Here is a 25,886-nt window from a genome sequence, read left to right as displayed (position 1 = left end):
TGGGGAGGTCCTCATGGCGAGTGCGCAGGTACCGGAGACGATAATCGGGCCTCGGCAGGAGGCGCGCTCAGCCGCGTCCGCCGAGGCGAAAGACCAGCACAGCCCGGTGGAGGGCGTCTGATGCGACAGGTCCTCCTCCTGAACGCGACGTACGAACCACTCACCACGCTCCCGCTCCGGCGGGCGGTCTGCCTCGTGCTTCGCGAGAAGGCGGAGATCGTCCACCACGACACGACGGGCGCCGTCCTTCATTCGGCCACGATGACGGTCGAGGTTCCGTCCGTCATCCGGCTCCGGCGCTACGTCCGCATCCCCTTCCGCACCCGCGTCCCCCTCACCCGCGCCGCGCTGATGCGCCGCGACAACTTCCGCTGCGTCTACTGCGGCCGCCGCGCCGAGACGATCGACCACGTCCATCCGCGGAGCCGCGGCGGCAAGCACGCCTGGGAGAACTGCGTCGCGTCCTGCATGACCTGTAACCATCGCAAGGCCGACCGGCTGCTGTCCGAACTCGGCTGGACGATGAGCGTCACGCCCGCCGTTCCCCGGGGCGCGCACTGGCGTCTCATCGGCCTCGTCCACGACGGTGACCCCCAGTGGGCCGCCTACGTCTCCGAACCCGCCGCCTGACGCGGACGCCCGCCGCCCGTATGCTGGAGGCGTGCCTCGCTATGACTACCGCTGCCGGGCGTGCGGTTCGACCTTCGAGGTCTCCCGCCCGATGATCAACGCGTCCGACCCGGCGACCTGCCCGGACGGCCACGACGACACCGTGAAGCTGCTGTCCACGGTCGCCGTCACCGGCACCTCCCGGGCCGGCGCCCCGCAACCCCCGCCGAGCGCGGGCGGTGGCTGCTGCGGCGGTGGCTGCTGCTCCTAGCCCCACCGCTCCTAGCCCTGCTGGGCGGCGCGCATGGCCCTGGCCGTGGCGGCGGCGTCGTAGGGGTCGGGGAGGCCCTGGAGCAGCACGGTGGTGGCCGGGATGTGGTCGGTGCGCATCGGCAGGATCGCCTTGTAGGCGTCCGACGCGTACCAGCCGCGGGCCTTGTCCATGTCGGGGAACTCGATCAGGACGTACAGGCCCTCCAGCGGGCCCTCGACCACCTCGGGCAGCGTGTTGTGGACGAGGAAGCGCCCGCCGAACGGGTCCATGGTGGCCTGGATGCGCTCCATGTAGGTGAACACGTCGTCGTGCAGGGGCGGCTGCGGCCACATGTGGGCGAGGGCGTAGGCGGTCATCGCGGTCTCCTTGGGTGGTGGGCCGGGGCCGTATCGCCCCGGCACGCACCACTCTGTGCCCACGAGGGAACGGATGCGATTACCCGCCAGGTAACCGCGCCGCTCAGGTGTTGAGGCGGTCGAGCTGCGACACGTCGCGGGCCGCGCCGGTGGAGGCGGACGTGGCCATCGCGGCGTACGCGCGCAGCGCGGCGCTGACCGGGCGGTGCCGGTCGCGAGGACGGTAGCCGCCGAGGTCGGCGAGCAGCTTCTCGCGGCGGATCTCCAGCTCGTCGGCCGGGACGTCCAGCTCGAGCACCCGGTTCGGGATGTCGATCACGACGCGGTCGCCGTCCTCGACGAGAGCGATGATCCCGCCGCCGGCGGCCTCCGGGGAGGCGTGCCCGATGGACAGCCCGGACGTGCCGCCGGAGAACCGGCCGTCGGTGACCAGCGCGCACGCCTTGCCGAGCCCGCGGCCCTTGAGGAAGCTCGTCGGGTACAGCATCTCCTGCATGCCGGGGCCGCCCTTCGGGCCCTCGTAGCGGATCACGACCACGTCGCCCGCCTTGACCTTGCCGCCGAGGATGCCCTCGACGGCCTGGTCCTGCGACTCGAAGACGACGGCGGGACCGGTGAACGTCCACAGTTCCTCGTCCACGCCGGCGGTCTTGACGATCGCGCCGTCGGGGGCGATGTTGCCGCGCAGCACGGCGAGGCCGCCGTCGGCGGTGTAGGCGTGCTCGGCGGAGCGGATGCAGCCGTTCTCGCGGTCGAGGTCGAGCGACTCCCAGCGGGCGCTCTGCGAGAAGGCGGAGGTGCTGCGGACGCCGCCGGGCGCCGCGTGGAACAGTTCCACGGCCTCCGGCAGGACGTCGGGGGAGCGGACGTCCCACTTGGCGACGAACTCGTCCACGGACGCCGAGTGGATCGAGTGCGCGGAGCGGTTCAGCAGCCCGGCGCGGTTCAGTTCGCCGAGGAGGGCGGGGATGCCGCCGGCGCGGTGGCAGTCCTCGACGTGGTACTTGCCGGTGGCCGGGGCCAGCTTGCAGACGCAGGGGACGCGGCGCGAGACCGCGTCGATGTCGGAGAGCCCGAAGTCGACGCCGGCCTCGGTGGCGGCGGCGAGCAGGTGCAGGATCGTGTTGGTGGAGCCGCCCATCGCCACGTCCAGGACCATGGCGTTCTCGAACGCCTCGCCGGTCGCGATGCTCAGCGGCAGGACGGACTCGTCGTCGCCGTCGTAGTAGCGGCGGGCGACGTCCACGACGGTGCGGCCGGCGTCCTCGTAGAGGCGGCGGCGGGCGGTGTGGGTGGCGAGGACGGTGCCGTTGCCGGGCAGCGCCAGGCCGATCGCCTCGGTGAGGCAGTTCATCGAGTTGGCGGTGAACATGCCGGAGCAGGACCCGCAGGTGGGGCAGGCGCTCTCCTCCATCTCCAGCAGCTTCTCCTCGGAGAGCGAGGAGTCGGCGGAGGCGATGATCGGGTCTATCAGGTCGAGCTTGTTGCCGCCGAGGACGCCCTCGACGGGCTTGCCGGCCTCCATCGGCCCGCCGGAGACGAACACCGTCGGGATGTTGAGCCGCAGCGCGGCCAGCAGCATCCCCGGGGTGATCTTGTCGCAGTTGGAGACGCAGACCAGGGCGTCGGCGCAGTGCGCGTTGACCATGTACTCGATCGCGTCGGCGATCACTTCGCGGGACGGCAGCGAGTACAGCATGCCGTCGTGGCCCATCGCGATGCCGTCGTCCACGGCGATCGTGTTGAACTCGCGGGGCACGCCGCCGGCCTCGCGGACGGCGCCGGCCACGACCTTGCCGACCTCGTCCAGGTGGACGTGGCCGGGCACGAACTGGGTGAAGCTGTTGGCCACCGCGACGATCGGCTTGCCGAAGTCCTCGCGTTCTACGCCGCTGGCCCGCATGAGCGCGCGTGCGCCCGCCATGTTCCTGCCATGGGTGACCGTGCGTGACCTGAGCGGTGGCATTGTGGACCTCTCCAAGCTGTGACGTGCCGGTACGCGCGCGCGGGGCGGCCGACCCTCGATGCTATCAACCGGCGGAGGGCAGGAAAAAAAGCCGGGACCACGCCGTCCCGGCTTTGCGGACGGGCGGCCCGGGGAAGAAGGGCCGCCCTCGGGCCCTCAGTCGGGGTACTTCGGCGGCAGGGCCTGCTCGGCCGCCTGGAAGATGCGCTGGACGTCGCCGTCGGTGAGGATCTTCGGACGGCGGCGCAGGTACGAGCGCGCCCTGTTGCCCGCGTAGACGTCCACGTCCCGGACCCGCATGACCTTCCACGGGATGGACGGGCCGTAGATCGCCACGGAGGGCTGCACGGGGACGTCGAAGCCGACCTGCTCGCCGAGGATGCTGCTCGCCTGCTGGGCCTCCCAGCGCGCCTCGTCCAGCCGGTCCTTCTTGTTGAAGGGGCCGTGGAAGAGCTTGAGATGGGACATGGTGCGCACGGGGAGGCGCTTGTCCCACTTCTCCGAGTCGATGGCGTAGACGCCGCTCGGCCCGATCACCAGGTGGTCGATCCGCCCGTCGCTGACGCCCTCGTCGTCGCGGGGCACGGCCCGCGCGTGCAGCACGAGGTACCCGTTGCGCTGCAGGGACTTCAGCTGCTTCTCGGTGCGCCGTTCGGCCGCCGAGGACTTCTGCCACGCGGTGACGGTGGAGCTCTTGCGGGACTGCCGGACGACGTCGCCGACGATCACGAGGACCGCGACGGTGAGGCCGAGCCGCCAGCCGGCCAGGACTAGGACGGCGACGCCGGCGACGACGGCCGCGCCCGCCCGCCACATCCAGCGGCGGGTCCGGGGGTCGTCGAGCATCGCCGCGGCGGTGCTCTCCTCCGGCCGCTCCTTCACCGGTACCGGGTGGTGGTGCTCACGCGTCTCCTCGGATTCGCCCCGGGGCCGTGCCCTGGCTCCCTGCGTGTTGCCCCGCTCCATGATCGCCATGAGTGACGCTCCGTATTCCTTTCCCATCGGGGGCATGATCCTCCGTGCGCAGAGTAATCATCGCCCTGGTCGCCGACTAGTCATGTCGGGTTAATAGTTTTGTCGCCCCAGGACGGTGATTCACTTACGGCACGGTCGGGTAGGCCGGTATTCCTCTCCTTCCACCGCTGTTGTCCTGTCTGCCCTCTTTGATGCCCGCGCACACGGCGTCTAGCGTTCCGGTTTGTGACACAAACCCATGACCTCAGCGCCACCCGGATGGCCGCGGCCGTCCGCACCAGGGAAGTATCCCCGGTCGAGCTCGCCGACCATTACCTGGCCCGCATCGAACGGCTGAACGAGCAGGTCGGCGCCTACGTGACGGTCACCTCCGAGCGCGCCCGCGAGGAGGCGCGCCGCGCCGAGAAGGCGGTGACGGACGCGGCCGACCCGGCGGAGCTGCCCCCGCTGCACGGCGTCCCGGTCCCGATCAAGGACCTGAACATGGTGAACGGCGTCCGGATGACCTTCGGCTCGGCCGTCTTCTCCGGGCTGACCGGGTTCGCGGACGACCACGTGGTGTCCAAGCTGGCGCAGGCCGGGTCGGTGCTCCTCGGCAAGACGACGACGCCGGAGTTCGGGCTGCCCTGCTACACCGAGGGCGCCGTGTCGCCTCCCGCCCGGACGCCCTGGGACCCGTCCCGCTCGGCGGGCGGCTCCAGCGGCGGCGCCGCGGCGGCGGTCGCGTCCGGGCTGGCGCCGGTGGCGCAGGGCAGCGACGGCGGAGGTTCGATCCGTATCCCGAGCAGCGTCTGCGGGCTCTTCGGGATCAAGCCGACCCGGGGCCGGATCTCGCAGGGGCCGATCATCCCCGACCTGTTCGGGCTCTCCACGAACGGGCCGATCGCGCGTACCGTCCGCGACGCCGCCCTCCTCCTGGACGTCATGTCGGGCCCCATGCCGGGCGACCTGTACAGGGCGCCGCAGGCCGACGAGCCTTTCCTCGCCCACGCCGGCCGCTCGCCCGGCAGGCTGCGGATCGCGCGGAGCCTTCAGCCACCCGTGCCGGACGCCGAAGTCCACCCCGACTGTGTCGCCGCCTACGAGGACGCTTCGGCGCTCCTTGAGGAACTGGGCCACGAGATAGTGGAGCTTCCGCAGGTGCTCGGCTCGGATCTCCTCCCGCACTTCGCGACGCTCTGGGGCGTGATGGCGACGATGACGCCCGTCCCGGAGGAGAGCGAGCACCTCCTTCAGCCATTGACCCGGCACCTGCGGGAGTACGGCGACCGGACAACGGCGCCGGAGCTGTTCCAGGCGCACGCCGCGCTGCAGGGGGCGCTGCGCGCGGCGTTCCCCGTGATGGACGAGTTCGACGCGATCCTGACCCCGACGCTGGCCATGCCGCCCGTCCCGGTCGGGTACTTCCACGACCAGGAGCCCGCGGAGAACTTCCGGCGCCAGGCGCAGTTCACCCCGTTCTGCGCGATGTACAACATCACCGGGCAGCCGGCCGTGAACGTCCCGCTGCACTGGAACGACGAGGGGCTGCCCATCGGGGTCATGCTCGCCGGACGTCTCGGCGGCGAGGGCACCCTGATCTCGCTGTCCGCACAGCTCGAAGAGGCCCGCCCCTGGATCGGCCGCAAGCCCGCGATCTGGACGGCGTGAGCACCGCCGCACCGGGCATGGTGCAGGCGTGGGTGACGACGAACTGATCAGGCTGGCCGGGCAGCACGGGGTCGCGACGCGGTACGTGGACTGGCGCGGACAGGAGACCGCGGTCTCGCCCGGCACGCTCGTCGCCGTCCTGGCCGCGCTCGGGGTGGACGCCTCGACCCCGGCCGCCGTCCGGGCGGAGCTGGACCGCCGGCGTGAACGGGCGCGCGGGCTTCCGCCGAACATCGTGGTCCGCCGGGCGCACGGCGGGACGGCCGGCCGGATCGTCGCGGCGCTCCGGCGGCATCTGGAGCCGGACGAGGCCGGCGAGGTGGAGATCAAGCTCGGCGTGGACGAGGTCCTCGCCCCTCCGCAGGCTCACGACGCCCCGTCCGAGCGGCCGTTCGAGCCGCTGGCGGACGACCCGGACGTGCCGCCGGGCTGGCATCACCTCCGCGTGCGGAGCGAGGCCCGGTGGCAGTACACGATGCTGCTGGTCGCGCCGTCTTCGTTGCGGCCGCCACCCGGCACATGGGGGTTCACGGCGCAGCTGTACTCGGTCCGGTCCGGCGCGTCCTGGGGACTCGGCGACCTGCGCGACCTCGCGGACCTCGCGAGCTGGAGCGGCCGGGAGCTCGGCGCCGGCTTCGTCCTGGTCAACCCGCTGCACGCGACGGAGCCCGTCCCGCCGATCGGGCCGTCCCCGTACTCGCCGATGAGCCGCCGCTTCCCCTCACCGATCCATCTGCGGATCGAGGACGTGCCGGAGTACGCGGACCTCCCCGCCGGGGACAGGGCGCGGTTCGCGTCCCTGGCGGCCGAGCTGCGCGCCCGGGAAGGGCTGCTGGACAGGGACGCGGTGTGGGCCGCCAAGCTGGAGGCCCTGGAGACCATGTACCGCCTCCGGCGGGAGCGCGACCCGGAGTTCGAGGCGTTCCGCCGGCGCGAACAGCCGGCGCTCGGAAGCTTCGCCACGTGGTGCGCCATCAGCGAGGAGCAGGGCACCGCGGACTGGCGGCGCTGGCCGTCCCGCCTGCGGAACGCCCGCGACCGCGGTGTGGTGGAGGCCCGCGAGTACGACCGCCGGGCGGACTTTCACGCGTGGCTCCAGTGGCGCCTGGACGGCCAGCTCGCGGCGGCGCAGCGGGCGGCCCGGGACGCCGGGATGCCGGTCGGGATCGTCCACGACCTGGCGGTCGGGGTGCCGCACGGCAGCGCCGACGCCTGGATGTACCGCGATCTCTACGCGCCCGGGATGAGCGTCGGGGCGCCCCCGGACGAGTTCAACCAGCGCGGCCAGGACTGGGGCCAGCAGCCGTGGCGGCCGGACGCGCTCGCCCTCGCCGGCTACCGGCCGTTCCGCGAGATGGCGGCCGCCGCGCTGCGGCACGCCGGCGGGATCCGCCTGGACCACGCCATGCAGGTGTCGCGCCTCTGGTGGGTGCCCGAGGGCGCGTCCCCCGCCGACGGCACCTACGTCCGCTATGACCGGGACGCCCTGCTCGGCTGCCTGACCTGGGAGGCCGAGCGCTTCGGCGCCGCGGTCGTGGGCGAGGACCTCGGCACCGTCGAGCCGGAGGTGCGGGAGGCGCTGGCCGACCGCGGCGTCCTCGGTACGTCCCTCCTCTGGTTCGAGCGCGGCGACCAGGGTCGTCCGAAGCCTCCGGGGCGATGGCGGGAGCTCTCCCTGGCGACGGTCGGCACCCACGACATGCCGCCGATCACCGGGTTCGTGCACGGCGACCACATCGACCTCCGCGACCGGCTCGGCCTGCTGACCCGTTCCCGGGCCGAGGAGGAGGACGATCACCGCCGCCAGCTGAACGACTGGCTGACCGTCCTGCACAGCGAGAACCTGCTCTCCGCCCCGCCCGCCGAGATCATGCAGGCCCTGGCGGACGGCTCCACCGCCTACGACGAGCGGATCGTGACCGCACTGCAGGACTTCCTGACCCGCACCCCGGCCCGCCTGATCGGCATCTCGCTGGCCGACGCCGTGGGCGAACGGCGCACCCAGAACCAGCCGGGCACCACCGACGAGTACCCGAACTGGCGCGTCCCGCTGGCGGACGCGGAGGGCCGGCCCGTCCTCCTGGACGACCTCAAGACGCGGGACGCGCTCACCCTCTTCACGCGAGAGTCGACATGATGCGCTTCGTGACGTCGTGGAGGAGCGTGTCGGGGTGCAGATCGGCGGTGGCGATCGCGGAGAAGAGGGCGGGAAGGCCCGGGAGCGGATAGGAGTCGTCCGCGTCCGCCAGCGCCGCCTTGCCCAGCGGGTGGTGGGAGAGCGACCTGCGGGAGCGCGCCCACGCCGTCTGCACCTCCTCCGGGGACGGGACGCCGAACCCGTGGCCGACCGGGGCGGCGTGCCGGAGCTTCACGAGGGCGCCGTCGGTGAAGTCGGAGGCGAGCCTGCAGCGTTCGGCGAGGCCGGCGCGGACGAGGTCGTCCAGGCGGGTCACCACCGTGCACGGGGTGCGGCAGCGGGCGGCGCAGACGCCGAGGGCGGACGCGACCTGGCTGTGCTGGCGGTCGAGGTAGGCCCGCCAGCCGGGCGGCGGCTCCTTGGCGACGCGCAGGGTCCGCTCGCATGCGGACCGTTCCGGCCGGGTGTGGTCGCACATGCGGGGTGAGCCGGGCTCCACGGGGACGCCGAAGCGGCTGCCCTCGCCGTCCACGGCCGCGCCGATCAGCGCCGGGTCGCCCGCGTGGCCGAGGACCGGTTCCCAGGCCAGCATCGGCAGGTACTCGCCGGCGATGTGGACGGCGGCGACGAGCGCGGCCATGTCGCGGCGGTGCCAGCGGATCGCGATGACCTCCAGCAGCAGGGCGTAGGCGGGCCGCAGGCTGGCGAGCGCTCCGCGGGGACGCTCCCGCGGAGCCTGCGGCATCCGGCTGGCGCGGGCCCGGTCGAGGAGGTCCTGCGGGACCTCGCCGACGTCCTCGGGCATGCCGAAGTCCTCGGCGTCCAGGTCGAGGACGCGCTGCCCGAACGCGCAGAGCGCCGCGACGGCGCTGGAACTTCCGTCCGCGGCCAGGGTGCCCTCCGTGATCAGGGCCTCCAGGTCGCCGAACGCGTAGCGCCGCGCCAGTGCCGTCAGAACGTCCCGAGCCGTCTCCACGTCGCCGTCCTCTCCCCGTGACCATGCAACGATCGCACGGTCACGGGGGTCAAGGACAGCTGGTCAGGACGAGGCGGCGTCCTTCGCGCGGGCGCGCAGGGCCCGGGCGACGCCGTCGCGTCCCTCCGACAGCAGGCGGGTGAGCGCCGCGGGCGGCTTCTCGTCGGCGATGTAGGCCTCGGTGCGGTCGATCGTGGACTGCTCGATCACCAGGAAGGGGTAGGCGACCTCGGCGAACGTCTGGGACATGTCGCTGCTCCACTCCTTCCAGACGCGCCCGACCTCGGCGAAGTACCGGTCCACGTAGGGGACGAGGAGGTCGGCCTGGTCGGGCTCCACGAAGCCGCTGAACGTCGCCCGGTAGACGGCGTTCGGCAGATCGCCCGCCACGATCCGCTCCCACGCGCCCGCCTTCGCCTCGGCGGTCGGGATCGCCGCCTTGCAGGCCGCGGCGTGCCGCTCGCCGGCCGCGGTCTTGTCCCGCTCGTGCTCGGCGTCGATCTCGGCCTCGCCCGCCTTGCCGGTGATGACGAGGCGGCGCAGCAGCGACCAGCGCAGGTCGGTGTCGACCGTGAGGCCGTCGAGGACCTGGGAGCCGTCCAGCAGGCCCTGGACGAACGCCAGGTGCGCGTCGCTGACGGCCGACGCGGTGAACGCCTGCGTGTAGGCGAGCTGGAGGTCGGAGCCGGGCTCGGCCTCGCGGGCCAGGTCGGACAGGGTGTCCGCCAGCAGCGCCAGGCCCTCCTTGCGCCAGGCCGGGTCCGCGTACTGCTGGACGGCCGTCCGCGCCTGCCGCAGCAGCGTCTGCGTGACCGAGATGTCGGTGACGCCGCGGATGCCCTTCGCCACGAGCCGGACGTAGTCGCGCGTCGCCATCTCCGCGTCGCGCGTCATGTCCCAGGCCGCCGACCAGCACAGGGCTCGCGACAGGCTCTCCTTGACGTCGCCGATGTGCTCGATGAGCGTCTTCAGCGAGTGCTCGTCCAGCCGGATCTTGGCGTACGTGAGGTCGTCGTCGTTGATCAGCACCAGGTCGGGGCGCTTCTTGCCGACGAGCTGCGGGACCTCGGTGCGGGCGCCGACCACGTCCAGTTCGACCCGATCACGCCGGACGAGCCCATCCGCCGTCCGGTCGTACAGGCCGATGGCGAGACGGTGCGAACGCAGCGTCGGGTAGTCGGCCTTGGCCTCCTGCAAGACGGCGAACGACGAGAAGGCGCCGTCGGCGTCCACCTCGTACTCCGGCCGCATCGTGTTGACGCCCGCGGTCTCCAGCCACTCCTTCGACCATGACGCCAGATCCCGTCCGGACGTCTCCTCCAGCGCTCCCAGCAGGTCGGTGAGGACGGTGTTGCCCCACGCGTGCCGGTCGAAGTAGCGCCGGACCCCTTCCAGGAAGTTGTCGAGGCCGACATAGGCCACGAGCTGCTTCAGGACGGACGCGCCCTTGGCGTAGGTGATCCCGTCGAAGTTCACCTCGACCGCGCGGATGTCGGGGATGTCGGCGGAGATCGGGTGCGTGGACGGCAGCTGGTCCTGCCGGTACGCCCACGCCTTCTCCAGGTTCGCGAACGTCGTCCACGAGCCCTTCCACTTGGTGGCCTCCGCCTGGCACAGCACGCTCATGTACGTGGCGAACGACTCGTTCAGCCAGAGGTCGTCCCACCAGCGCATGGTGACGAGGTCGCCGAACCACATGTGCGCCATCTCGTGCAGGATCGTCTCGGCGCGCCGCTCGTAGGCCGCGTCGGTGACCCGGGACCGGAAGACGTAGTCCTCCAGGAACGTCACGCAGCCCGCGTTCTCCATCGCGCCCGCGTTGAACTCGGGGACGAACAGCTGGTCGTACTTGGAGAACGGGTACGGGCGGCCGAAGACCTTCTCGAAGTAGGCGAAGCCCTGGCCGGTCACGTCCACGATCGCGGGGGCGTCGAGGTGCTCGGCCAGCGACGCCCGGCAGTAGACGCCGAGCGGGATGACGGTGCCGTCGTCGCGGCGGTGCTCGTCCCGGACGACGTGGTACGGCCCGGCGACGAGCGCGGTGATGTACGTGGAGATCTCCGGTGTCGGCAGGAAGTGCCAGGTGCCGCCCTCCGCGGTCTCGGGGAGCTCGTTGGTGACGACCTCCCAGTTCTCCGGCGCCTCGACCGTCAGCTCGAAGGTGGCCTTCAGGTCGGGCTGGTCGAAGCAGGTGTACATCCGGTGGGCGTCGGCCGTCTCGAACTGCGAGTACAGGTACACGCTCTCGTCGACCGGGTCCACGAACCGGTGCAGGCCCTCACCCGACCGGGAGTACTCGCAGTCGGCCACGACCCGGAGCTCGTTGTCGGCGGCCAGCTCGGGCAGCGGGATCCGGCCCTTCTCGGCGTCGTACGACGACGGATCCAGGGCCTTACCGTTCAGCGTCACCTCCCGCACGACGGCGCCGTGCAGGTCGATGAAGGTGGACGCGCCGGTCTCGGCGCTACCGAACCTGACCACGGTGGTGGAGCCGAACCGCTCCGCACCGGTCGTGAGGTCCAGGTCGACCGCGTACGACTCGACGGTGAGCAGCCGGGCCCGTTCCCGCGCCTCGTCGCGCGTGAGGTTGCCTGCCACATGAACTCCTTGGTCGGGTTAATCGCTTGGTGCCCTCATGTCTACCAACCGGAGGCCGATCCGGCCCGTCCCGGCACGGCCTTGGGATACCTCGCGCCGCCGGGAATCGGGACGGTCATGCTCCGGTTGTCGATTCAAGGACCCCGTTTTCCCCGCTCTAGGAGGCGACGTTGGCTAAGGACGCTTCAACCTCCGTGGACTTCTGGTTCGATCCGCTGTGCCCCTGGGCGTGGATCACCTCGCGCTGGATCCTGGAAGTCGAGAAGCTCCGCCCGATCGACGTGCGCTGGCATGTCATGAGCCTGGCCGTGCTCAACGAGGACAAGGACATCCCGGAGGGTTACCGGCGAATGCTCGCCGACGCCTGGGGCCCCGTCCGCGTGTGCATCGCCGCCGAGCAGAAGTACGGGCCCGAGGTGCTCGGACGCCTCTACACCGAACTGGGCACGCGCCGCCACCACGACAAGCAGAAGTTCGACCGGGAGCTCCTTGAGGCGTCGCTGACCGCCGCGGGCCTCGACCCCGCGCTCGCGAGCGCCGCCGAGTCGGCCGAGTACGACGATGCCCTGCGCGCCTCCCACAAGGACGGCATCGACCGCGTCGGCCAGGAGGTCGGCACCCCGGTCATCGAGGTCGAGGGCCACGCCTTCTTCGGCCCCGTCGTCACCCCGATCCCGCGCGGCGAAGCCGCCGTCAAGCTCTTCGACGGCGTCCTCGCCGTCGCCGGCACGGACGGATTCTTCGAGCTCAAGCGCACCCGGACGAGGGACCCCATCTTCGACTAGACCCAGCACCGCGTGCTTGCTCGCGAGCCACATATGGATTGCTATTGCGAGCACGTTGCAACAACCAGGTGTGTGCCGACAAACTAGTCCTGCCAGCTGCAAACAGGTAGGGGTGGTTCAGTCGTGCACGTACCGGACGGATTCATCGATGCGCCGGTGTCGGTCGCGGCCGGCGCGGTCGCGGTGGCCGGCGTCGGGCTCGCGCTGCGGGGCGCCCGGCGGGAGCTGGACGACCGCACCGCGCCGCTGGCCGGGCTGACCGCGGCGTTCGTGTTCGCCGCGCAGATGCTCAACTTCCCGGTCGCGTCCGGGACGAGCGGGCACCTGCTCGGCGGGACGCTCGCCGCGATCCTCGTCGGCCCGTACACGGGCGTGCTGTGCGTATCGGTCGTCCTGCTCATGCAGGCCCTCCTGTTCGCGGACGGCGGGCTGACCGCGCTCGGCGTCAACATCACGAACATGGCGCTGGTCACGGTCGTCGTCGGGTACGGGCTGTTCCGCCTGCTGCTGCGGGTGCTGCCCAAGACGCGCGCGTCCGTGTCCGCGGCGTCGTTCGTGGCGGCCGTCGTCTCGGTGCCCGCCGCCGCCGTCATGTTCACGCTGATCTACGCGATCGGCGGGACGACGGACGTCTCGATCGGCAAGGTCGCCACCGCGATGATCGGCGTGCACGTGCTGATCGGGATCGGCGAGGCGCTGATCACCGCCGTGACCGTGTCCAGCGTGCTCGCCGTCCGCCCCGACCTCGTGTACGGGGCGCGCGGGCTGCTGAAGCCGCTGGAACTGCGTACCGCCGAGCAGAAGGCGGACGGCCCGGCCGCACCGTCCCGGGCCTGAGGAGGCACCCATGACCACCAAGCGGTTCTTCGTCGGATTCCTGCTCGTCTCGCTCGTCCTCGCCGGGATCGTCAGCTACTACGCCAGCAGTGACCCGGACGGCCTGGAGAAGGTCGCCGCGGACAAGGGCATCAGCGCCAAGGAGAAGGATCACTCGTTCAAGGACTCCCCGCTCGGCGACTACGGCGTCAAGGGCGTCGGCGACGCGCGGCTGTCCGGCGGGCTGTCCGGCGTGATCGGCGTCGGCGTCGTCCTGCTCGTGGGCGGGGGACTGTTCTGGGGTGTCCGGCGGCGCGGCTCCGCCGGCGCGGACACGGCCACGGAGCAGGACGAGAAGGTGCCGTCCGAGACGTCCCGGAAGGGCTGATGGGCGCGGGCCACGCGCACCGGCTCTACGTGCCGGGCGCCTCGCGGGTGCACCGGCTGCCGCCGCAGTGCAAGCTCGTCGCCGTCCTCGCGTTCGTGCTGCTGGTGGTGGCCACTCCGCGCGAGCGGATCTGGGCCTTCGGCGCGTACGCGCTGCTGCTCGCGGCCGTCACGGCGGTCTCCCGGGTCCCGTTCGGGACGGTCGCGCGGCGGATCGTCATCGAGGTGCCCTTCGTCGCGTTCGCGTTCCTCATGCCGTTCGTCGCGAACGGGGAGCGGATCACGGTGCTCGGGCTGCGGCTGAGCGAGAGCGGGCTGTGGGGCGCCTGGAACGTCCTCGCCAAGGGCACTCTCGGCGTGGTCGCGTCGATCCTGCTGGCCGCGACCACCGAGCCGCGGCTGCTGCTGCTCGGCATCGAGCGGCTGCGGATGCCGCAGCTCATCACGCAGATCGCCACGTTCATGCTGCGGTACGGCGACGTCGTCACGGCCGAACTCGGGCGGATGAAGGTGGCGCGGGCGTCCCGCGGTTTCGAGGCGCGCGACATTCGCGCGACCGGGGTGCTCGCCAAGTCCGTCGGTGCGCTGTTCCTCCGCTCCTACGAGCGGGGGGAGCGCGTTCACCTGGCCATGGTGAGCCGTGGCTATGACGGCCGCATGCCCGTCATTCACGATGTGGGCGCGACGGCCGTGCAGTGGACGGCAGCGGCCACGCTCCCCTTGGCCGCCGCCCTTGTCACGCTTGCTGCTTGGATGGCGCCATGACCCCGTCCTTGGAAGTGCAGGGCCTCGCCTACGCCTACCCTGACGGCACACAGGCGCTCTTTGGCGTCGACCTGACGATCGGACGCGGCGAGCGTGTCGCGCTGCTCGGGCCGAACGGCGCCGGGAAGACCACGCTCGTCCTGCATCTGAACGGCATCCTGCACGGCGGGCTTGGCGAGGTCCGCGTCGGCGGCCTCGCGGTCGACCCGAAGGACAAGAAGGCGCTGCGGGAGATCCGCCGGCGCGTCGGCATCGTCTTCCAGGACCCCGACGACCAGCTGTTCATGCCGACCGTCCGCGAGGACGTGGCCTTCGGTCCCGCCAACCTCGGGATGCGCGGCGCCGAGCTGGACCGCCGGGTCCGGGACGCGCTGACCCGCGTCGGCATGCTGGACGTCGCCGACCGGCCGCCGCAGCACCTCAGCTTCGGTCAGCGGCGCCGCGTCGCCGTCGCGACCGTCCTGGCGATGGAGCCGGAGATCCTCGTGCTGGACGAGCCGTCCTCCAACCTGGACCCGGCGAGCCGGCGGGAACTGGCCGAGATCCTGCTGAGCCTGGACGTGACGGTCCTGATGGTCACCCACGACCTCCCGTACGCGGCCGAGCTGTGCCCGCGGTCGGTGATCCTCTCCGGGGGCGTGATCACCGCCGACCGGCCCACCCGGGACCTGCTCACCGACGCCGATCTGCTCGCCGCGCACCGGCTGGAGCTCCCGTTCGGCTTCGACCCGGCCGGCGCGTCCCTGCGCGGCTGAATCACCGGCTCTTCGGCCGTTCCGCTTGCCTCGCCGTTCGTCCTTCGCAAGACTTCGATGTCTCGACACTGGTAACGGTTTTCATATCCGAAATGAGGCATTCGTGAAGGTTGCGTTCGTCGGCAAGGGCGGCAGCGGCAAGACCACCCTGTCGTCAATGTTCGTCCGGCATCTGGCCGGGCGAGGGCTGCCGGTGGTGGCCATCGACGCCGACATCAACCAGCACCTCGGCGTGGCGCTCGGGCTGGACGAGGCCCGCGCCGCCAAGATCCCCGCGCTCGGCGACCGGCTCACCGAGCTCAAGGAGCACCTGCGCGGCGACAACCCCCGGATCTCCTCGGCGTCCGCGATGGCCAAGACCACCCCGCCCGGCGCAGGGTCGCGGCTGCTGCGGTTCCGCGGCGACGACCCCTTCCACGAGGCGGGCCAAGAGGTGGACGGTGTCACGCTGCTCGCCACCGGTCCGTTCAACGACGACGATCTCGGCGTCGCCTGCTACCACTCCAAGACCGGCGCGGTCGAGCTCTACCTCAACCACCTCGTGGACCGGCCCGGCGAGTACGTCGTGGTCGACATGACCGCCGGCGCCGACACGTTCGCGTCCGGGCTGTTCACCCGGTTCGACCTGATGTTCCTGGTCGCCGAGCCCACCCGCAAGGGCGTCGGCGTCTACCGGCAGTACACCGACTACGCCCGCGACTACGACGTCGCCATCCGCGTCGTCGGCAACAAGGTTCAGTCCGAGGAGGACGTCGCCTACCTGCGCGAGCACGTCGGCGCCGACCTGCTGACATGGCTCGGCCAGTCCGCCGCCGTGCGGGCGCTGGAGCAGGGCCGGCACGGTGTCGTGCTGGAGGACGGGAACGTCGCCGCCCTCGACCGCATGCGCGCCGAGGTGGACGGGTGCGTCAAGGACTGGGACAGGTTCCAGCGGCAGGCCGTCGAGTTCCATGTGAAGAACGCGCGGAGCTGGGCGAGCCGAGCGGCGGGGGAGGACCTCGAAGCGCAGGTCGACCCCGGCTTCCGCTTCCCCGTGTCCGCACCGTGACGTCCGCGCGACGCTACGCCGGGTAGTCCGGGGCCTACCGGCGGAGACGAATCGGCACTACCCTGCCCGCCATGACGATGCGGCGGATGCTCGCGATGACGGGCGGCGCGTTGGCTCCCCTGGCACTCCTCTCCCTGGTCTTCGGCAACCAATGGGTCGTCGACGCGATCACCCGGAGCGACTTCGAGTTCGACGAGGGCATCGGCCCGCTGGTGTCCTGGATGCTCCTGCTCGGCTGGCGGTTCACGCCGGGCGACGGGCTGGACTGGCGCCAGGTGGTGACGGCCGACTTCAGCCTGCTGATCTTCTTCGGCATGCTGATCCTGCTCGTGCTTGCCGGGGCTCGGCTGGCCGACCCGGGCCGCTCCCCGTTCGGCGCGGTGATCATCGGCTGGTGGGCCACGGTCGTGGCGGGCGGCGCGTCCGGGCTCGTGGCCGGCCCGATGGCGAACTGGGCGTACGAGCTGCACAACGAATTCGGCCGGATGATCTTCTCCACGATCGGCCAGGGGGCGTCCTTCGGCCTGGCGTTCGGCTGGCTCGCCGGGCTCGGCGCCCTGGCCGGGTTCTTCCTCACCCGTCCCCGCGAGGGCGGCCAGCGGCCCCTGCAGCCCTACGGTCCGCCGCAGCCCTACGCGCCGCAGCCGGGCATGCCGATGCAGCAGCAGCCCTACCCGCAGCCCATGCAGCCGCCGCACCCGTCGGCGGTCCCGTACGTCCCGCCGCAGGGGCAGCCGCAGCAGCCCGGCTGGGGCGCCGCGCCCGTCCCGCAGCAACCGGGGCAGCCGGGGCAGTTCGGCGCCCCGCCCGTCCCGCAGCAGCCGTCCGCGCCGCCGCTGGAGCAGCCCGCCCCGGCCCCGCGCGAGGACGAGCCTCCACAGGACGCGCCGGACGACGCCTCCGGCGGAGCCCCGGAGAACCGGCCCGAGAACCGGCCCGAGAACCGGCCCGAGAACCGGCCCGAGAACCGGCCCGAGAACCGGCCCGAGAGCCCGCCGGATGACGACGACCTCGACCTCGCAGACCGGACGATCATCGACCGCAAGCGGGACGACGACGACGGCTGACCCCGGCGCGCGGGCACTCCCCGGGCCTGCGAGAATCGGGCGCATGCGCGTGTTTCTTGGATCCGACCATGCCGGCTTCGAGCTGAAGGAGCACCTGGTCTCCTGGCTGAAGGAGAACGGGCATGAGGCCGTCGACTGCGGCGCGTTCGAGTACGACGCCGTCGACGACTACCCGCCGTTCGTGCTGCGGGCCGCCCGGCGGACGGCGGCGGAGCCGGGGACCCTCGGCATCGTGATCGGCGGGTCCGGCAACGGCGAGGCGATCGCGGCCAACAAGGTCAAGGGCGTCCGGGCCGCCCTGGTCTGGAACGAGGGCACCGCCACGCTCGCCCGCGAGCACAACGACGCGAACGTCATCGCGATCGGCGCGCGGCAGCACGACCTCGGCACCGCGACCCGGTTCGTGGAGCTGTTCATCGAGACGTCCTACTCCAAGGAACCGCGCCACACCCGCCGGATCAGGATGCTCGCCGACTACGAGAGCACCGGCGAACTGCCCCCGCTGCCGCGCGAGGGCTGACCGCGAGGGCTGACCGCGAGGGCTAGAGCCCGTTCTCCGGCGGCTTGCGGGCGCCGCCGCGCTTGCCGAGCCGGCGCCGCTCGTTCTTGGCGGCCTTGGTCCGCTTCGCGGACTCGCCGTTCCCGGCCGGACCGGTTCCGGATCCCCGGGCGGGGTGCGGCTCCTCGCCCTCGGGCCGCAGGCGTGACACGTCCCGGGCCCGCATCGCCGCGTCCACCGTGATCCGCATGCCCGGCTGGACCATGTGCCGCTCCTCTCCCGGAGAGATCATCCCTCCCTTGAAGCCTCACATACCCGGAGATTGCGTAATCGGACCGTCGCGATAAGTCACCGGTACCCCCAGACACTGACCGGCCGGGCGCAATGGTCGGTACAGTGCCGGAGTCATGCTTCAACGACTGGTGCAGCTTCTTCCGCCGAGAGTGCGTGACGTGCTGCGCAGGATTCCGCTTCTGGTGCTGCTCTACCGGTGGCTGAGGCGTGGCAAGCTGACCAGGGAGCGGTACGTCTTCGGGGCACTGGCGCTCCTCGCGATCGCGATCGGGCTGGCCACGTCCAGCGAATCGCGCGGCCTGGCCCCGTCCGGCGCCCTGGTGCTGATCGTGCTGGGCGGCGGGCTGCTGCTGAAGGTGCGGAGCCTGGTCGCGCTGCTCGGCGTGGTGGTCGCGATCGCGGCCTACAACGCCTGGAGGGACTTCGCCACGATCGGTCCCGGCATGATCGCCACGCTGACGATCACCGCGGTGCTCGCGCTCACCCTCGCCCGGACCCGCCAGCAGCTCGGCGTGCAGGGCCTGCGCGGCGACTCGATGCTGCTGGAGCTGCGCGACCGGCTGCGGCGGCAGGGCGAGATGCCCGAGCTGCCGGACGGCTGGCACACGCAGGTCGTCATGCTGCAGGCCGGCGGGTCGTCGTTCGGCGGCGACTTCGTGGTGTCGGCGTCCGACGGCGACTCGCTGGAGGTCGCGCTGGTCGACGTGTCCGGGAAGGGCACCGACGCCGGAACGCGGGCACTGATGCTGTCGGGTGCCTTCGGTGGGCTTCTTGGATCGGTCCAGCCGGGCCATTTCCTGCCCGCGTGCAACACCTACCTGCAGCGTCAGCGATGGGACGAGGGTTTCGTCACGGCCGTGCACGTCGAGGTCGACCTGAAGTCGGGGGAGTACACGGTCGAGTCGGCGGGGCATCCGCCCGCCGTCCAGTTCGACGCGGGCAGCGGCGCCTGGCGGGTCAGCTCCGCCAAGGGCGTCGTGCTCGGCGTGGTCCCCGACCTGAACTGCGTCCCCGAGCGGGGGCAGTTGCGGCCGGGCGACGCGCTGCTCCTCTACACCGACGGGCTGGTGGAGTCCCCTGGGAGCGATCTCGACGCGGGGATCGACCGGCTGCTCGGCGAGGCTGAGCGGCTCGTCCCGCAGGGCTTCGGCACCGGCGCGCGCGAACTCGTGGAGACGATGTCCGCGACCCGCGACGACGACTGCGCCCTCGTCCTGATCTGGCGCACCTGACGCCGGCCGGGGTCCGCTGAGCGCGCTCAGCCGCGCTTGTGCTTCCCCTTCTGCTTGCCGTGCTTCGCCTTGTACTTCGGTTTGTGCGTCTTCGGCGGCGGCCGCTTGGACGCCCCTGGCTTGACGGCGCCCGCCCCCTTCGTCGGTGTGGCGGAGACCGCCGGCGTGGGCGGAACCGGCGTGCCGGGGGAGGGCGGGTGGTGGCTCCTGCCCTGCGCGAGCCCGATGAGGACGGCCCCGATCAGGACGGTGCCCGCCGCGGCGCCGGCGCCCGCGAGCAGCCGGGTGCGCGTGGACGACCTGGCGCCCGCCACGCCGAGCGGCGTGAACGCCTTGGTGTCGGTCTCCTCGCGATCGTCCGGCTTCGGCGCGTACGGCGCCGACGGGCGCGGCACCAGGGGCTGAGGCGTCGCTGGGGCCGCGGCGGCCTCGGCCGGCCGGGGCTGCTGCTCGACGAGGGCGAGCAGCAGGTCGGACGCCGTCGGGCGCTCCGCCGGGTTCTTCGCCAGCGCCCACCGGACGGCCGGGACCAGCGACTCCGGCAGCCCGGAGAGGTCCGGGTCCCCGGCGGCGGTGCGGAGCGTCGCGGGGTCGCCGCCGATCGGCATCCGTCCTGTCCCCGCGTGCGCGATCAGGCATCCCCAGGCGAAGATGTCGGCGGCCGGGGTCGCGGGCCCGCCGACGAGCACTTCCGGCGCCATCCAGCCGGGGGTGCCGAGGAGCTTGCCGGTCGCGGCGGTCATGCTCGGCGAGTCCTGGCTGCGCGCGATGCCGAAGTCGATGACGCGGCAGCCGGACAGGGTGAGCATCACGTTGGCGGGCTTGAGGTCGCGGTGCACGAGCCCGGCGGCGTGGATCGCGGCGAGCGCCGACGCCACGCCGACGGCGACGCCGTGCAGGTCGGCGGGCGGCAGCGGCCCGTCGTCGGCGAGCCGGTCGTGCAGCGAGATGCCGCCGACGTAGTCGGTGACGAGGTAGGGGCGGCCGTCCTCCTCGCCGTGCGCGAGGACCCGCGCCGTGCAGAACGACGCGACGCGGCTCGCGAGGTACGCCTCGTCCTTGAACCGCCGCCGGTAGGAGGGGTCGCCGGCCAGGTGCGGATGGATCGTCTTCACCGCGACACGGCCGCCGGACACCGGGTCGGCGCCGAGGTAGACCGTCCCCATGCCGCCCGACCCGAGCCGGCCGAGCAGTCTGTGGCCGCCGACCTCACGCGGGTCGGCGGGTTCGAGCGGCCGGATGTCTGCCTCCATGCGCTGTTCCTGGTCCCCCTTCTTTCTCTCCTGCCCGTCCATCCCCGTTCGACGGCAAATTATGGCGGGTTCGTGGAGGAAGTGCGGAAACGCGATCGTCACGTCGATGTAGCACCCCGTGCACCGGCGGCGTGCAGAGTGGGAGCAGTTCGGCAGCACAGCCCGGCCCGCCCGGTCCTCCTCGGCGTGCGGGTGGCGGGCGGCTGGCGGCACCGAAGGCGGTGTCCGCGTGCACGGCTCCCCAGGGGTGGGAGGCGCCGTCCACGCGGGCACCGGCCCCTTCCGAGGCGCCCTTCCACAGGATCCAGGTCCGGTATGTGGTGATGTTTCGCAGGGCAATGGGCAGGTAACAACCAGTTCTGCGCTCACCCCCCGGCGCTGGGACGCGGCGGACCCGGCCGCCGCGTGCGAGCCGGAAGGGGGAGAAGCGCCGGGTGCCGAGACTCGGGGACCTGCTGTCGCCGTCCTGCTGGTCGGTGCGGATCCGCGTGACCCTCGCAGCGACCCTGATCGTCGCCGTCATGCTCATCACCGGCGTCGTGCTCTTCTACGAGGCCCTCCGGAGCACCGTCTACCAGGGACTGCACGACCGCGGCACCTTCGCCGCGGCGGACCTGGCCACGCTCGTCCGCGAGACCGACCCGCGCGGCACGCTGCTCGTCCAGGATCCCGACTTCACGATGCTCCAGGTGCTGGACGCCGACGGCGACGTTCTGGCGGCCAGCGAGTCCCTGCACGGGCGTGGCCCGCTGCGTGTGCCGGTCTCGCGGGTGCCAGGCCGCCCCGGGTACCACACCGTGGAATTGCGGGGGGATACCGAGGTCTATTTCGTCACCGAGCGGGTGCGGACGCCCAGCGGCGACCGGAAGGTCTTCGTGGGGGCGCCCATCACCACGTTCACCCGTTACAAGGGGCTGCTCATCGGCCTGCTCGTCGGGTCGGCCGTCGTCGCCACCGCTGTGGTCGGCTGGATCGTGTCGCTGTCGGTGCGGCGGGCGCTGCGGCCGGTGCGGGTGATGAGCGCCGAGCTGGCGGAGATCACCGGTGGTGGGGCGGACCGCGTGGTGACCGTCCCGGGCCCGGGCGACGAGGTGTCCGAACTCGCCGAGTCGGTGAACGTGACGCTGAACCGGCTGGAGGACGTCCTCTCCCGGCAGCGCGCGTTCGTCGCGGACGTCTCGCACGAGCTGCGCAGCCCGCTGACCGGGCTGCGCGCCCAGCTGGAGGTGGCGCTGGAGCATCCGGAGGACGAGGATTGGCCGGCGGTCGCGCGGGCGGCTCTCGCGGACGCCGACCGGTTGCAGGGCATCGTCGGCGACCTGCTCATCCTGGCCAAGCTGGGCGCGGGCGTGCACGTGCCGCGGGAGCGGGTCGATCTCGGCGAGCTGGTCCGGGTGGAGGCCGGCAGGCGGCCCCGCAGGGTCCCGGTCGAGATCGCGGCGGGCGAGGGCGTCGTGGCCCGGGTCACCCCGCGCCACATTGTCCGGCTGCTGACGAACCTGCTCGACAACGCCGAGCGGCACGCGAAGTCGCGGGTCTGGGTGAGCGTGGCCGTGGACGGGCCGGACGCCGTGATCGAGGTCCGCGACGACGGCGCCGGGATCGCGCCCGAGGATCGTGAGCGGATCTTCTGGCGGTTCCAGCGGCTCCCCGAGAGCCGCGAGCGGGACCGCGGCGGCACCGGGCTCGGGCTGACGATCTCCCGCGACATCGCCCGCGCGCACGGCGGCACCCTCGTCGCGGCGGACAGCGACCAGGGCGCCCGGTTCGTGCTGCGCATTCCCCGCGACGAGCTCTAGCCCTGGGCGAGCTCCGGGCGCCGCGTCGCGTGCCGGGTCGCCTGCTCGAACGCGTGCCCGATTTGCAGGACGGCAAGGTCGGCGTGGTGCGGCCCGACTATCTGCAGCCCGACCGGGAGCCCGTCCGAGGTGAACCCGGCGGGTACCGACAGCGCGGGGCATCCGGTCGCCGAGATGAGGAGGCACGACCGCATCCATTCGAGGTAGTCGTGCATCGGCTGCCCGGCGACCTCGTCCGGGTACTCGGTTCCGGCGTCGAACGGCGGCACCTGGCTGACCGGCATGAGCAGCGCGTCGTACCGTCCGAAGAACGCTCGGACGCGGTGGAACAGCGCGGTGTGCAGCGTCTCGGCCCGGCCGAGGTCGGCGCCGGTGAGGGAGCGGCCGGCGTCGATGTTGGCCGCCAGGGACGGTTTGAAGTCGGCGCGGCGCTCCTCCAGGAGCGGGCGCAGGGTGATGTCCCAGTGCCAGGCCCGCAGCGTCCGGAACACCTCGTCCGCGCCGGCGAGGTCGGGCGCCGCCTCCTCGACGGCGCAGCCCAGCTCCTCGAACACCTTGACGGCGGGTTCGAGGACGCCGGTGACGGCCGGGTCGACGGGGACCGTCCCGCCGAGGTCGGGGGACCAGGCGAGGCGGAGCCCGGCGAGGTCCCGGTCGAGCGGCACGGCGAACGCCGAGCCGGGGGTGTCCAGCGCGATCGGGCTGCGCGGGTCGGGGCCGGCGAGCACCGAGAGCAGCAGCGCCACGTCGGCGACCTCGCGGGCCATCGGGCCCTGCACGCCCAGCGTCGACCAGCCCGCCGCCACCGGCCAGGACGGCACCCGTCCGGGTGACGGGCGGAACCCGGCGACGTTGCAGAACGAGGCGGGGTTGCGCAGCGAGCCGCCCATGTCGCCGCCGTCCGCGAGCGGATGCATGCCGCACGCCAGCGCGGCGGCCGCGCCGCCGCTGCTTCCGCCGGCCGACCGGGACAGGTCGTAGGGGTTGCGGGTGACGCCGAAGACCGTGTTGAAGGTGTGGGACCCGGCGGCGAACTCCGGCGTGTTCGTCTTGCCGAGCGTGACGGCTCCGGCGGCCCGTATCCGCTCGACGACCAGCTCGTCGGTGTCCGGCACGTGGTCGGCGAAGATCGGCGAGCCGGACGTGGTGCGGATGCCCGCCGTGGCGTGCGTGTCCTTGTGCGCGATGGGCAGGCCGTGCAGCGGGCCCGGCCGCGCCCCGGACGCCAGCCGCTCGTCGGCGTCCCGCGCCTGCTCCGCCGCGCGCTCCGCGACCAGCGTCACGATTGCGTTGACCTGTGGGTTCGTCCGTTCGATCTGGTCGAGATGGGCCTGCACGACCTCGCGTGCCGACAGCTCGCGGGCGCGGACACGGCGCGCCAGCTCACGGGCGGACGCGAAACAGATCTCTTCGGACACGTGCGTTCCCTTCTGCCGGGTTCCTCCCCAGTGTCCACCCCGGATGCCGGAGGGGCCCGCCTTGAGGTCATCATGCAAAGGAGACCGAGGGAAGGGGTCCTGTGACGGAACGTGCCGGAGCGCGGGAGCTGCTGCGCCGCGTGCTGGACGGGGGCGCCTGGACGTCCTGGGACGTCCCGCCGGGCGGCTCGCCGCCCCCCGCCTCGCCGTACGGGAAGGATCTCGCCGCCGCCCGCGAGCGCAGCGGCTGCGACGAGGCCGTCCTGACCGGGGAGGGCCTGCTGCGGGGACGCCGGGTCGCGTTCGTCGTGTCGGAGTTCCGCTTCCTCGCCGGCTCGATCGGCCTCGCCACCGCCGACCGGATCGTCGCGGCGGTCGAGCGCGCGACCGCGGCGGGACTGCCGCTGCTCGCCGCGCCGTCCTCGGGCGGCACCCGCATGCAGGAGGGGACGGCCGCGTTCGTCCAGATGGCCCGGATCACCGCCGCCGTCATGGCGCACCGCGCCGCCGGGCTGCCCTACCTCGCCTATCTGCGGCATCCCACGACCGGCGGGGTGTTCGCCTCGTGGGGGTCGCTCGGCCACGTCACTGCCGCCGAGCCCGGCGCGCTGATCGGGTTCCTCGGCCCGCGCGTCTACGAGGGCCTGAACGGGGAGCCGTTCCCGCCGGGTGTGCAGGTCGCCGAGAACCTCGCCGCCAAGGGGCTGCTGGACGCCGTGGTCGGCATCGACGATCTCGCAGAGGTGGCGTCCTGTGCTCTGAACGTCCTGTGCGAAAGGCCGCCTTCCACCCCCTCGGCCCTGCCCGAGAGCGCCCTGCCGGAGGGGACGGCATGGGACTCGATCGAACGATCGCGCCGGCCCGGCCGCCCGGGCGTCCGGGAACTGCTCCGCCACGGCGCCTCGGACGTCACTCCGCTGTCGGGCACCGGCGAGGGCGAGGCGGACCCGGGCCTCCTGCTCGCCCTCGCACGCTTCGGTGCGGCGCCGTGCGTCCTGGTGGGCCAGGACCGGCACAGCCAGCGCACCGGCCACCCGCTCGGCCCGGCCGGCCTGCGCGTCGCGCGTCGCGGGATGCGGCTGGCCGCCGAGCTGGGCCTGCCGCTGGTCACCGTGGTCGACACGCCCGGCGCCGTCCTGTCGGCGGAGGCGGAGGAGGGCGGGCTGGCCGGCGAGATCGCCCGCTGCCTGGCCGATCTCATCACGCTGCCCGCGCCGACGCTCTGCCTGCTCCTCGGCGAGGGCACCGGCGGCGCGGCGCTGGCGTTGCTGCCCGCCGACCGGGTGCTCGTGGCCCGGCACGCCTGGCTCGCCCCGCTCCCGCCGGAGGGCGCCGCGCTGATCGTCCACCGGACCCCGGACCGGGCGGACGAGATGGCCGAGGAGCAGGGAGTCCGGTCGGCGGACCTGCTGTGCGGCGGCCTCGCGGACGCGCTCGTCGACGAGCGCCCCGACGCGGCGGACGAGCCCGGGCCGTTCTGCCGCCGGGCCGCCGCGGCCGTGGAGGCGGGCCTGTCCGGGCTGGCACCGGCCGGCCCCGCCGCACGGCAGGCCCGCTACCGCTGAGTCCGCGCGCCGGGGCGACCGCCGCTACAGTCGGGCGTCATGACCGAAACCGTCACCCGGGCGGGCTACGACGCTGTCGCCTCCCTCTACGCCGACCTCTTCCGCAACTCCCTCGACGACCTTCCCCTGGACCGCTCGCTGATCATCGCCTTCGCGGAGATGGTTCCGGCGGGCGGACGGGTCGCCGACCTCGGCTGCGGCCCCGGCCACGTGACGGCGCTGCTCGACACCCTCGGGCTCGACGCGTCCGGCATCGACCTGTCGCCCGCGATGATCTCCCAGGCCCGCGCCGACAACCCGCACCTTCGCTTCGAGGAGGGCTCCATGACGGCGCTCGACCTCCCGGACGGCGGTCTCGCGGGTGCCCTCGCCTGGTACTCGCTCATCCATATGGACCCGGCGCAGCTCCCGGCGGTCTTCGCCGAGTTCCACCGGGTGCTGGCCACCGGCGGCCTGCTCCTGCTCGCCTTCCAGTCCACCGACGGGGACGAGCCGGACCCCTTCGACCACAAGGTCGCCCCCGCCTACCGCTGGCCGATCGACCGCATCGCCGACCTGGGCGGCCAGGCCGGTTTCACCGAGGTGGCCCGCCTCCTACGCCGCCCGATGCACGAGCACGAGCACTCCCCGGCAGGGCACATACTGCTCCGCAAGCGCTGACG

The 25,886-nt window shown here is 72.5% G+C and carries 24 protein-coding genes; 16 read left to right on the top strand and 8 right to left on the bottom strand.

Translation table 11 applies throughout. The features are described 5' to 3' along the window. Positions 1-120 precede the first annotated feature (120 nt). Together ACQPXG_RS34195 and ACQPXG_RS34190 are read left to right on the top strand one after the other, a co-directional pair. The gene (locus ACQPXG_RS34195) at positions 121-630 is read left to right on the top strand and encodes an HNH endonuclease (RefSeq protein WP_433463265.1); all 510 of its coding nucleotides are present in this window, start codon (positions 121-123) and stop codon (positions 628-630) included. 31 nt (positions 631-661) lie between these two features. Continuing rightward, entirely contained in the window at positions 662-880 is a 219-nt protein-coding gene (locus ACQPXG_RS34190; protein WP_433463264.1) for an FmdB family zinc ribbon protein, read from the top strand. 11 nt (positions 881-891) lie between these two features. Here the strand turns inward: ACQPXG_RS34190 and ACQPXG_RS34185 are convergent, their stop codons facing one another. The 3 genes from ACQPXG_RS34185 to ACQPXG_RS34175 all read right to left on the bottom strand — a co-directional run bounded on the left by ACQPXG_RS34185 (position 892) and on the right by ACQPXG_RS34175 (position 4,207). Continuing rightward, positions 892-1,239: a DUF1330 domain-containing protein gene (locus ACQPXG_RS34185; RefSeq protein WP_433463263.1), complete on the bottom strand. Its 348-nt coding sequence runs from the start codon at positions 1,237-1,239 to the stop codon at positions 892-894. 103 nt (positions 1,240-1,342) lie between these two features. After that, complete coding sequence (ilvD, locus tag ACQPXG_RS34180; RefSeq protein WP_433463262.1) at positions 1,343-3,205, bottom strand: dihydroxy-acid dehydratase; 1,863 nt, start codon at positions 3,203-3,205, stop codon at positions 1,343-1,345. 156 nt (positions 3,206-3,361) lie between these two features. Continuing rightward, positions 3,362-4,207: a nuclease-related domain-containing protein gene (locus ACQPXG_RS34175; protein ID WP_433463261.1), complete on the bottom strand. Its 846-nt coding sequence runs from the start codon at positions 4,205-4,207 to the stop codon at positions 3,362-3,364. Between the two features lie 198 nt (positions 4,208-4,405). On the opposite strand from ACQPXG_RS34175, the gene ACQPXG_RS34170 reads away from it, so the two are divergent. Continuing rightward, the gene (locus ACQPXG_RS34170) at positions 4,406-5,830 is read left to right on the top strand and encodes an amidase (RefSeq protein ID WP_433463260.1); all 1,425 of its coding nucleotides are present in this window, start codon (positions 4,406-4,408) and stop codon (positions 5,828-5,830) included. Between the two features lie 28 nt (positions 5,831-5,858). Next, entirely contained in the window at positions 5,859-7,967 is a 2,109-nt protein-coding gene (malQ, locus tag ACQPXG_RS34165) for a 4-alpha-glucanotransferase (RefSeq protein WP_433463259.1), read from the top strand. On the opposite strand, the gene ACQPXG_RS34160 is transcribed toward malQ, so the two are convergent. Further along, the gene (locus ACQPXG_RS34160; protein ID WP_433463258.1) at positions 7,948-8,943 is read right to left on the bottom strand and encodes a hypothetical protein; all 996 of its coding nucleotides are present in this window, start codon (positions 8,941-8,943) and stop codon (positions 7,948-7,950) included. The two genes, malQ and ACQPXG_RS34160, sit on opposite strands and share 20 nt — an antisense overlap. Positions 8,944-9,006: 63 nt before the next feature. After that, positions 9,007-11,541 (bottom strand): aminopeptidase N, encoded by a 2,535-nt coding sequence (gene pepN / locus ACQPXG_RS34155; protein ID WP_433463257.1) that lies wholly within the window; start codon positions 11,539-11,541, stop codon positions 9,007-9,009. A gap of 170 nt (positions 11,542-11,711) precedes the next feature. Here pepN and ACQPXG_RS34150 point away from each other — a divergent pair, with 170 nt between their 5' ends. The 8 genes from ACQPXG_RS34150 to ACQPXG_RS34115 all read left to right on the top strand — a co-directional run bounded on the left by ACQPXG_RS34150 (position 11,712) and on the right by ACQPXG_RS34115 (position 17,684). Continuing rightward, complete coding sequence (locus tag ACQPXG_RS34150) at positions 11,712-12,326, top strand: mycothiol-dependent nitroreductase Rv2466c family protein (protein WP_433463256.1); 615 nt, start codon at positions 11,712-11,714, stop codon at positions 12,324-12,326. Between the two features lie 123 nt (positions 12,327-12,449). Then, entirely contained in the window at positions 12,450-13,163 is a 714-nt protein-coding gene (locus ACQPXG_RS34145; RefSeq protein ID WP_433463255.1) for an energy-coupling factor ABC transporter permease, read from the top strand. Between the two features lie 10 nt (positions 13,164-13,173). Continuing rightward, a complete protein-coding gene (locus tag ACQPXG_RS34140; RefSeq protein WP_433463254.1) occupies positions 13,174-13,530 on the top strand; it encodes a PDGLE domain-containing protein in 357 nt (118 codons plus the stop codon). After that, positions 13,530-14,294, top strand: coding sequence for a cobalt ECF transporter T component CbiQ (cbiQ, locus tag ACQPXG_RS34135; protein ID WP_433463253.1), 765 nt, complete (start codon positions 13,530-13,532; stop codon positions 14,292-14,294). The genes ACQPXG_RS34140 and cbiQ overlap by 1 nt, the downstream gene beginning before the upstream one ends. After that, positions 14,291-15,049: an energy-coupling factor ABC transporter ATP-binding protein gene (locus ACQPXG_RS34130; RefSeq protein ID WP_433463252.1), complete on the top strand. Its 759-nt coding sequence runs from the start codon at positions 14,291-14,293 to the stop codon at positions 15,047-15,049. Before cbiQ ends, ACQPXG_RS34130 begins: the two co-directional genes overlap by 4 nt. A gap of 103 nt (positions 15,050-15,152) precedes the next feature. After that, complete coding sequence (locus tag ACQPXG_RS34125; protein ID WP_433463251.1) at positions 15,153-16,097, top strand: ATP-binding protein; 945 nt, start codon at positions 15,153-15,155, stop codon at positions 16,095-16,097. A 71-nt stretch (positions 16,098-16,168) separates the two neighbouring features. Continuing rightward, complete coding sequence (locus ACQPXG_RS34120; protein ID WP_433463250.1) at positions 16,169-17,164, top strand: hypothetical protein; 996 nt, start codon at positions 16,169-16,171, stop codon at positions 17,162-17,164. 43 nt (positions 17,165-17,207) lie between these two features. After that, on the top strand, positions 17,208-17,684 hold the full coding sequence (locus tag ACQPXG_RS34115) for a ribose-5-phosphate isomerase (protein ID WP_433463249.1): 477 nt from the start codon (positions 17,208-17,210) through the stop codon (positions 17,682-17,684). A gap of 22 nt (positions 17,685-17,706) precedes the next feature. Here ACQPXG_RS34115 and ACQPXG_RS34110 read toward each other — a convergent pair whose 3' ends face one another. Continuing rightward, positions 17,707-17,955: a hypothetical protein gene (locus ACQPXG_RS34110; RefSeq protein WP_433463248.1), complete on the bottom strand. Its 249-nt coding sequence runs from the start codon at positions 17,953-17,955 to the stop codon at positions 17,707-17,709. Positions 17,956-18,070: 115 nt separating this feature from the next. Here ACQPXG_RS34110 and ACQPXG_RS34105 point away from each other — a divergent pair, with 115 nt between their 5' ends. Continuing rightward, positions 18,071-19,189, top strand: coding sequence for a PP2C family protein-serine/threonine phosphatase (locus ACQPXG_RS34105; protein ID WP_433463247.1), 1,119 nt, complete (start codon positions 18,071-18,073; stop codon positions 19,187-19,189). A 26-nt stretch (positions 19,190-19,215) separates the two neighbouring features. Here the strand turns inward: ACQPXG_RS34105 and ACQPXG_RS34100 are convergent, their stop codons facing one another. After that, a complete protein-coding gene (locus tag ACQPXG_RS34100) occupies positions 19,216-20,442 on the bottom strand; it encodes a serine/threonine-protein kinase (protein ID WP_433463246.1) in 1,227 nt (408 codons plus the stop codon). Positions 20,443-20,876: 434 nt separating this feature from the next. On the opposite strand from ACQPXG_RS34100, the gene ACQPXG_RS34095 reads away from it, so the two are divergent. Next, the gene (locus ACQPXG_RS34095) at positions 20,877-22,241 is read left to right on the top strand and encodes a sensor histidine kinase (RefSeq protein WP_433463245.1); all 1,365 of its coding nucleotides are present in this window, start codon (positions 20,877-20,879) and stop codon (positions 22,239-22,241) included. Here ACQPXG_RS34095 and ACQPXG_RS34090 read toward each other — a convergent pair. Further along, a complete protein-coding gene (locus ACQPXG_RS34090; RefSeq protein ID WP_433463244.1) occupies positions 22,238-23,659 on the bottom strand; it encodes an amidase in 1,422 nt (473 codons plus the stop codon). The two genes, ACQPXG_RS34095 and ACQPXG_RS34090, sit on opposite strands and share 4 nt — an antisense overlap. 101 nt (positions 23,660-23,760) lie before the next feature. Between ACQPXG_RS34090 and ACQPXG_RS34085 the strand changes: the two genes are divergently transcribed. Both ACQPXG_RS34085 and ACQPXG_RS34080 read left to right on the top strand, forming a co-directional pair. Then, the gene (locus ACQPXG_RS34085) at positions 23,761-25,224 is read left to right on the top strand and encodes a carboxyl transferase domain-containing protein (RefSeq protein ID WP_433463243.1); all 1,464 of its coding nucleotides are present in this window, start codon (positions 23,761-23,763) and stop codon (positions 25,222-25,224) included. 39 nt (positions 25,225-25,263) lie between these two features. Then, positions 25,264-25,884: a class I SAM-dependent methyltransferase gene (locus ACQPXG_RS34080; protein WP_433463242.1), complete on the top strand. Its 621-nt coding sequence runs from the start codon at positions 25,264-25,266 to the stop codon at positions 25,882-25,884. The last annotated feature ends 2 nt before the right edge of the window (positions 25,885-25,886 follow it).

Source organism: Spirillospora sp. CA-128828, from assembly GCF_050945415.1.
Lineage (GTDB): Bacteria > Actinomycetota > Actinomycetes > Streptosporangiales > Streptosporangiaceae > Spirillospora.
Note: the sequence above shows the minus strand (reverse complement) of the source record. Positions and strands in the feature narration are given on the sequence as shown.

Excerpts from the sequence above, each read along its gene's own strand:
- ACQPXG_RS34195 (WP_433463265.1), top strand. The coding sequence starts at position 121 with ATGCGACAGGTCCTCCTCCTGAACGCGACGTACGAACCACTCACCACG.
- ACQPXG_RS34185 (WP_433463263.1), bottom strand. The coding sequence starts at position 1,239 with ATGACCGCCTACGCCCTCGCCCACATGTGGCCGCAGCCGCCCCTGCAC.
- ilvD (WP_433463262.1), bottom strand. The coding sequence starts at position 3,205 with ATGCCACCGCTCAGGTCACGCACGGTCACCCATGGCAGGAACATGGCG.
- ACQPXG_RS34175 (WP_433463261.1), bottom strand. The coding sequence starts at position 4,207 with ATGGGAAAGGAATACGGAGCGTCACTCATGGCGATCATGGAGCGGGGC.
- ACQPXG_RS34140 (WP_433463254.1), top strand. The coding sequence starts at position 13,174 with ATGACCACCAAGCGGTTCTTCGTCGGATTCCTGCTCGTCTCGCTCGTC.
- cbiQ (WP_433463253.1), top strand. The coding sequence starts at position 13,530 with ATGGGCGCGGGCCACGCGCACCGGCTCTACGTGCCGGGCGCCTCGCGG.
- ACQPXG_RS34130 (WP_433463252.1), top strand. The coding sequence starts at position 14,291 with ATGACCCCGTCCTTGGAAGTGCAGGGCCTCGCCTACGCCTACCCTGAC.
- ACQPXG_RS34120 (WP_433463250.1), top strand. The coding sequence starts at position 16,169 with ATGACGATGCGGCGGATGCTCGCGATGACGGGCGGCGCGTTGGCTCCC.
- ACQPXG_RS34115 (WP_433463249.1), top strand. The coding sequence starts at position 17,208 with ATGCGCGTGTTTCTTGGATCCGACCATGCCGGCTTCGAGCTGAAGGAG.
- ACQPXG_RS34110 (WP_433463248.1), bottom strand. The coding sequence starts at position 17,955 with ATGATCTCTCCGGGAGAGGAGCGGCACATGGTCCAGCCGGGCATGCGG.
- ACQPXG_RS34105 (WP_433463247.1), top strand. The coding sequence starts at position 18,071 with ATGCTTCAACGACTGGTGCAGCTTCTTCCGCCGAGAGTGCGTGACGTG.
- ACQPXG_RS34100 (WP_433463246.1), bottom strand. The coding sequence starts at position 20,442 with ATGGAGGCAGACATCCGGCCGCTCGAACCCGCCGACCCGCGTGAGGTC.
- ACQPXG_RS34080 (WP_433463242.1), top strand. The coding sequence starts at position 25,264 with ATGACCGAAACCGTCACCCGGGCGGGCTACGACGCTGTCGCCTCCCTC.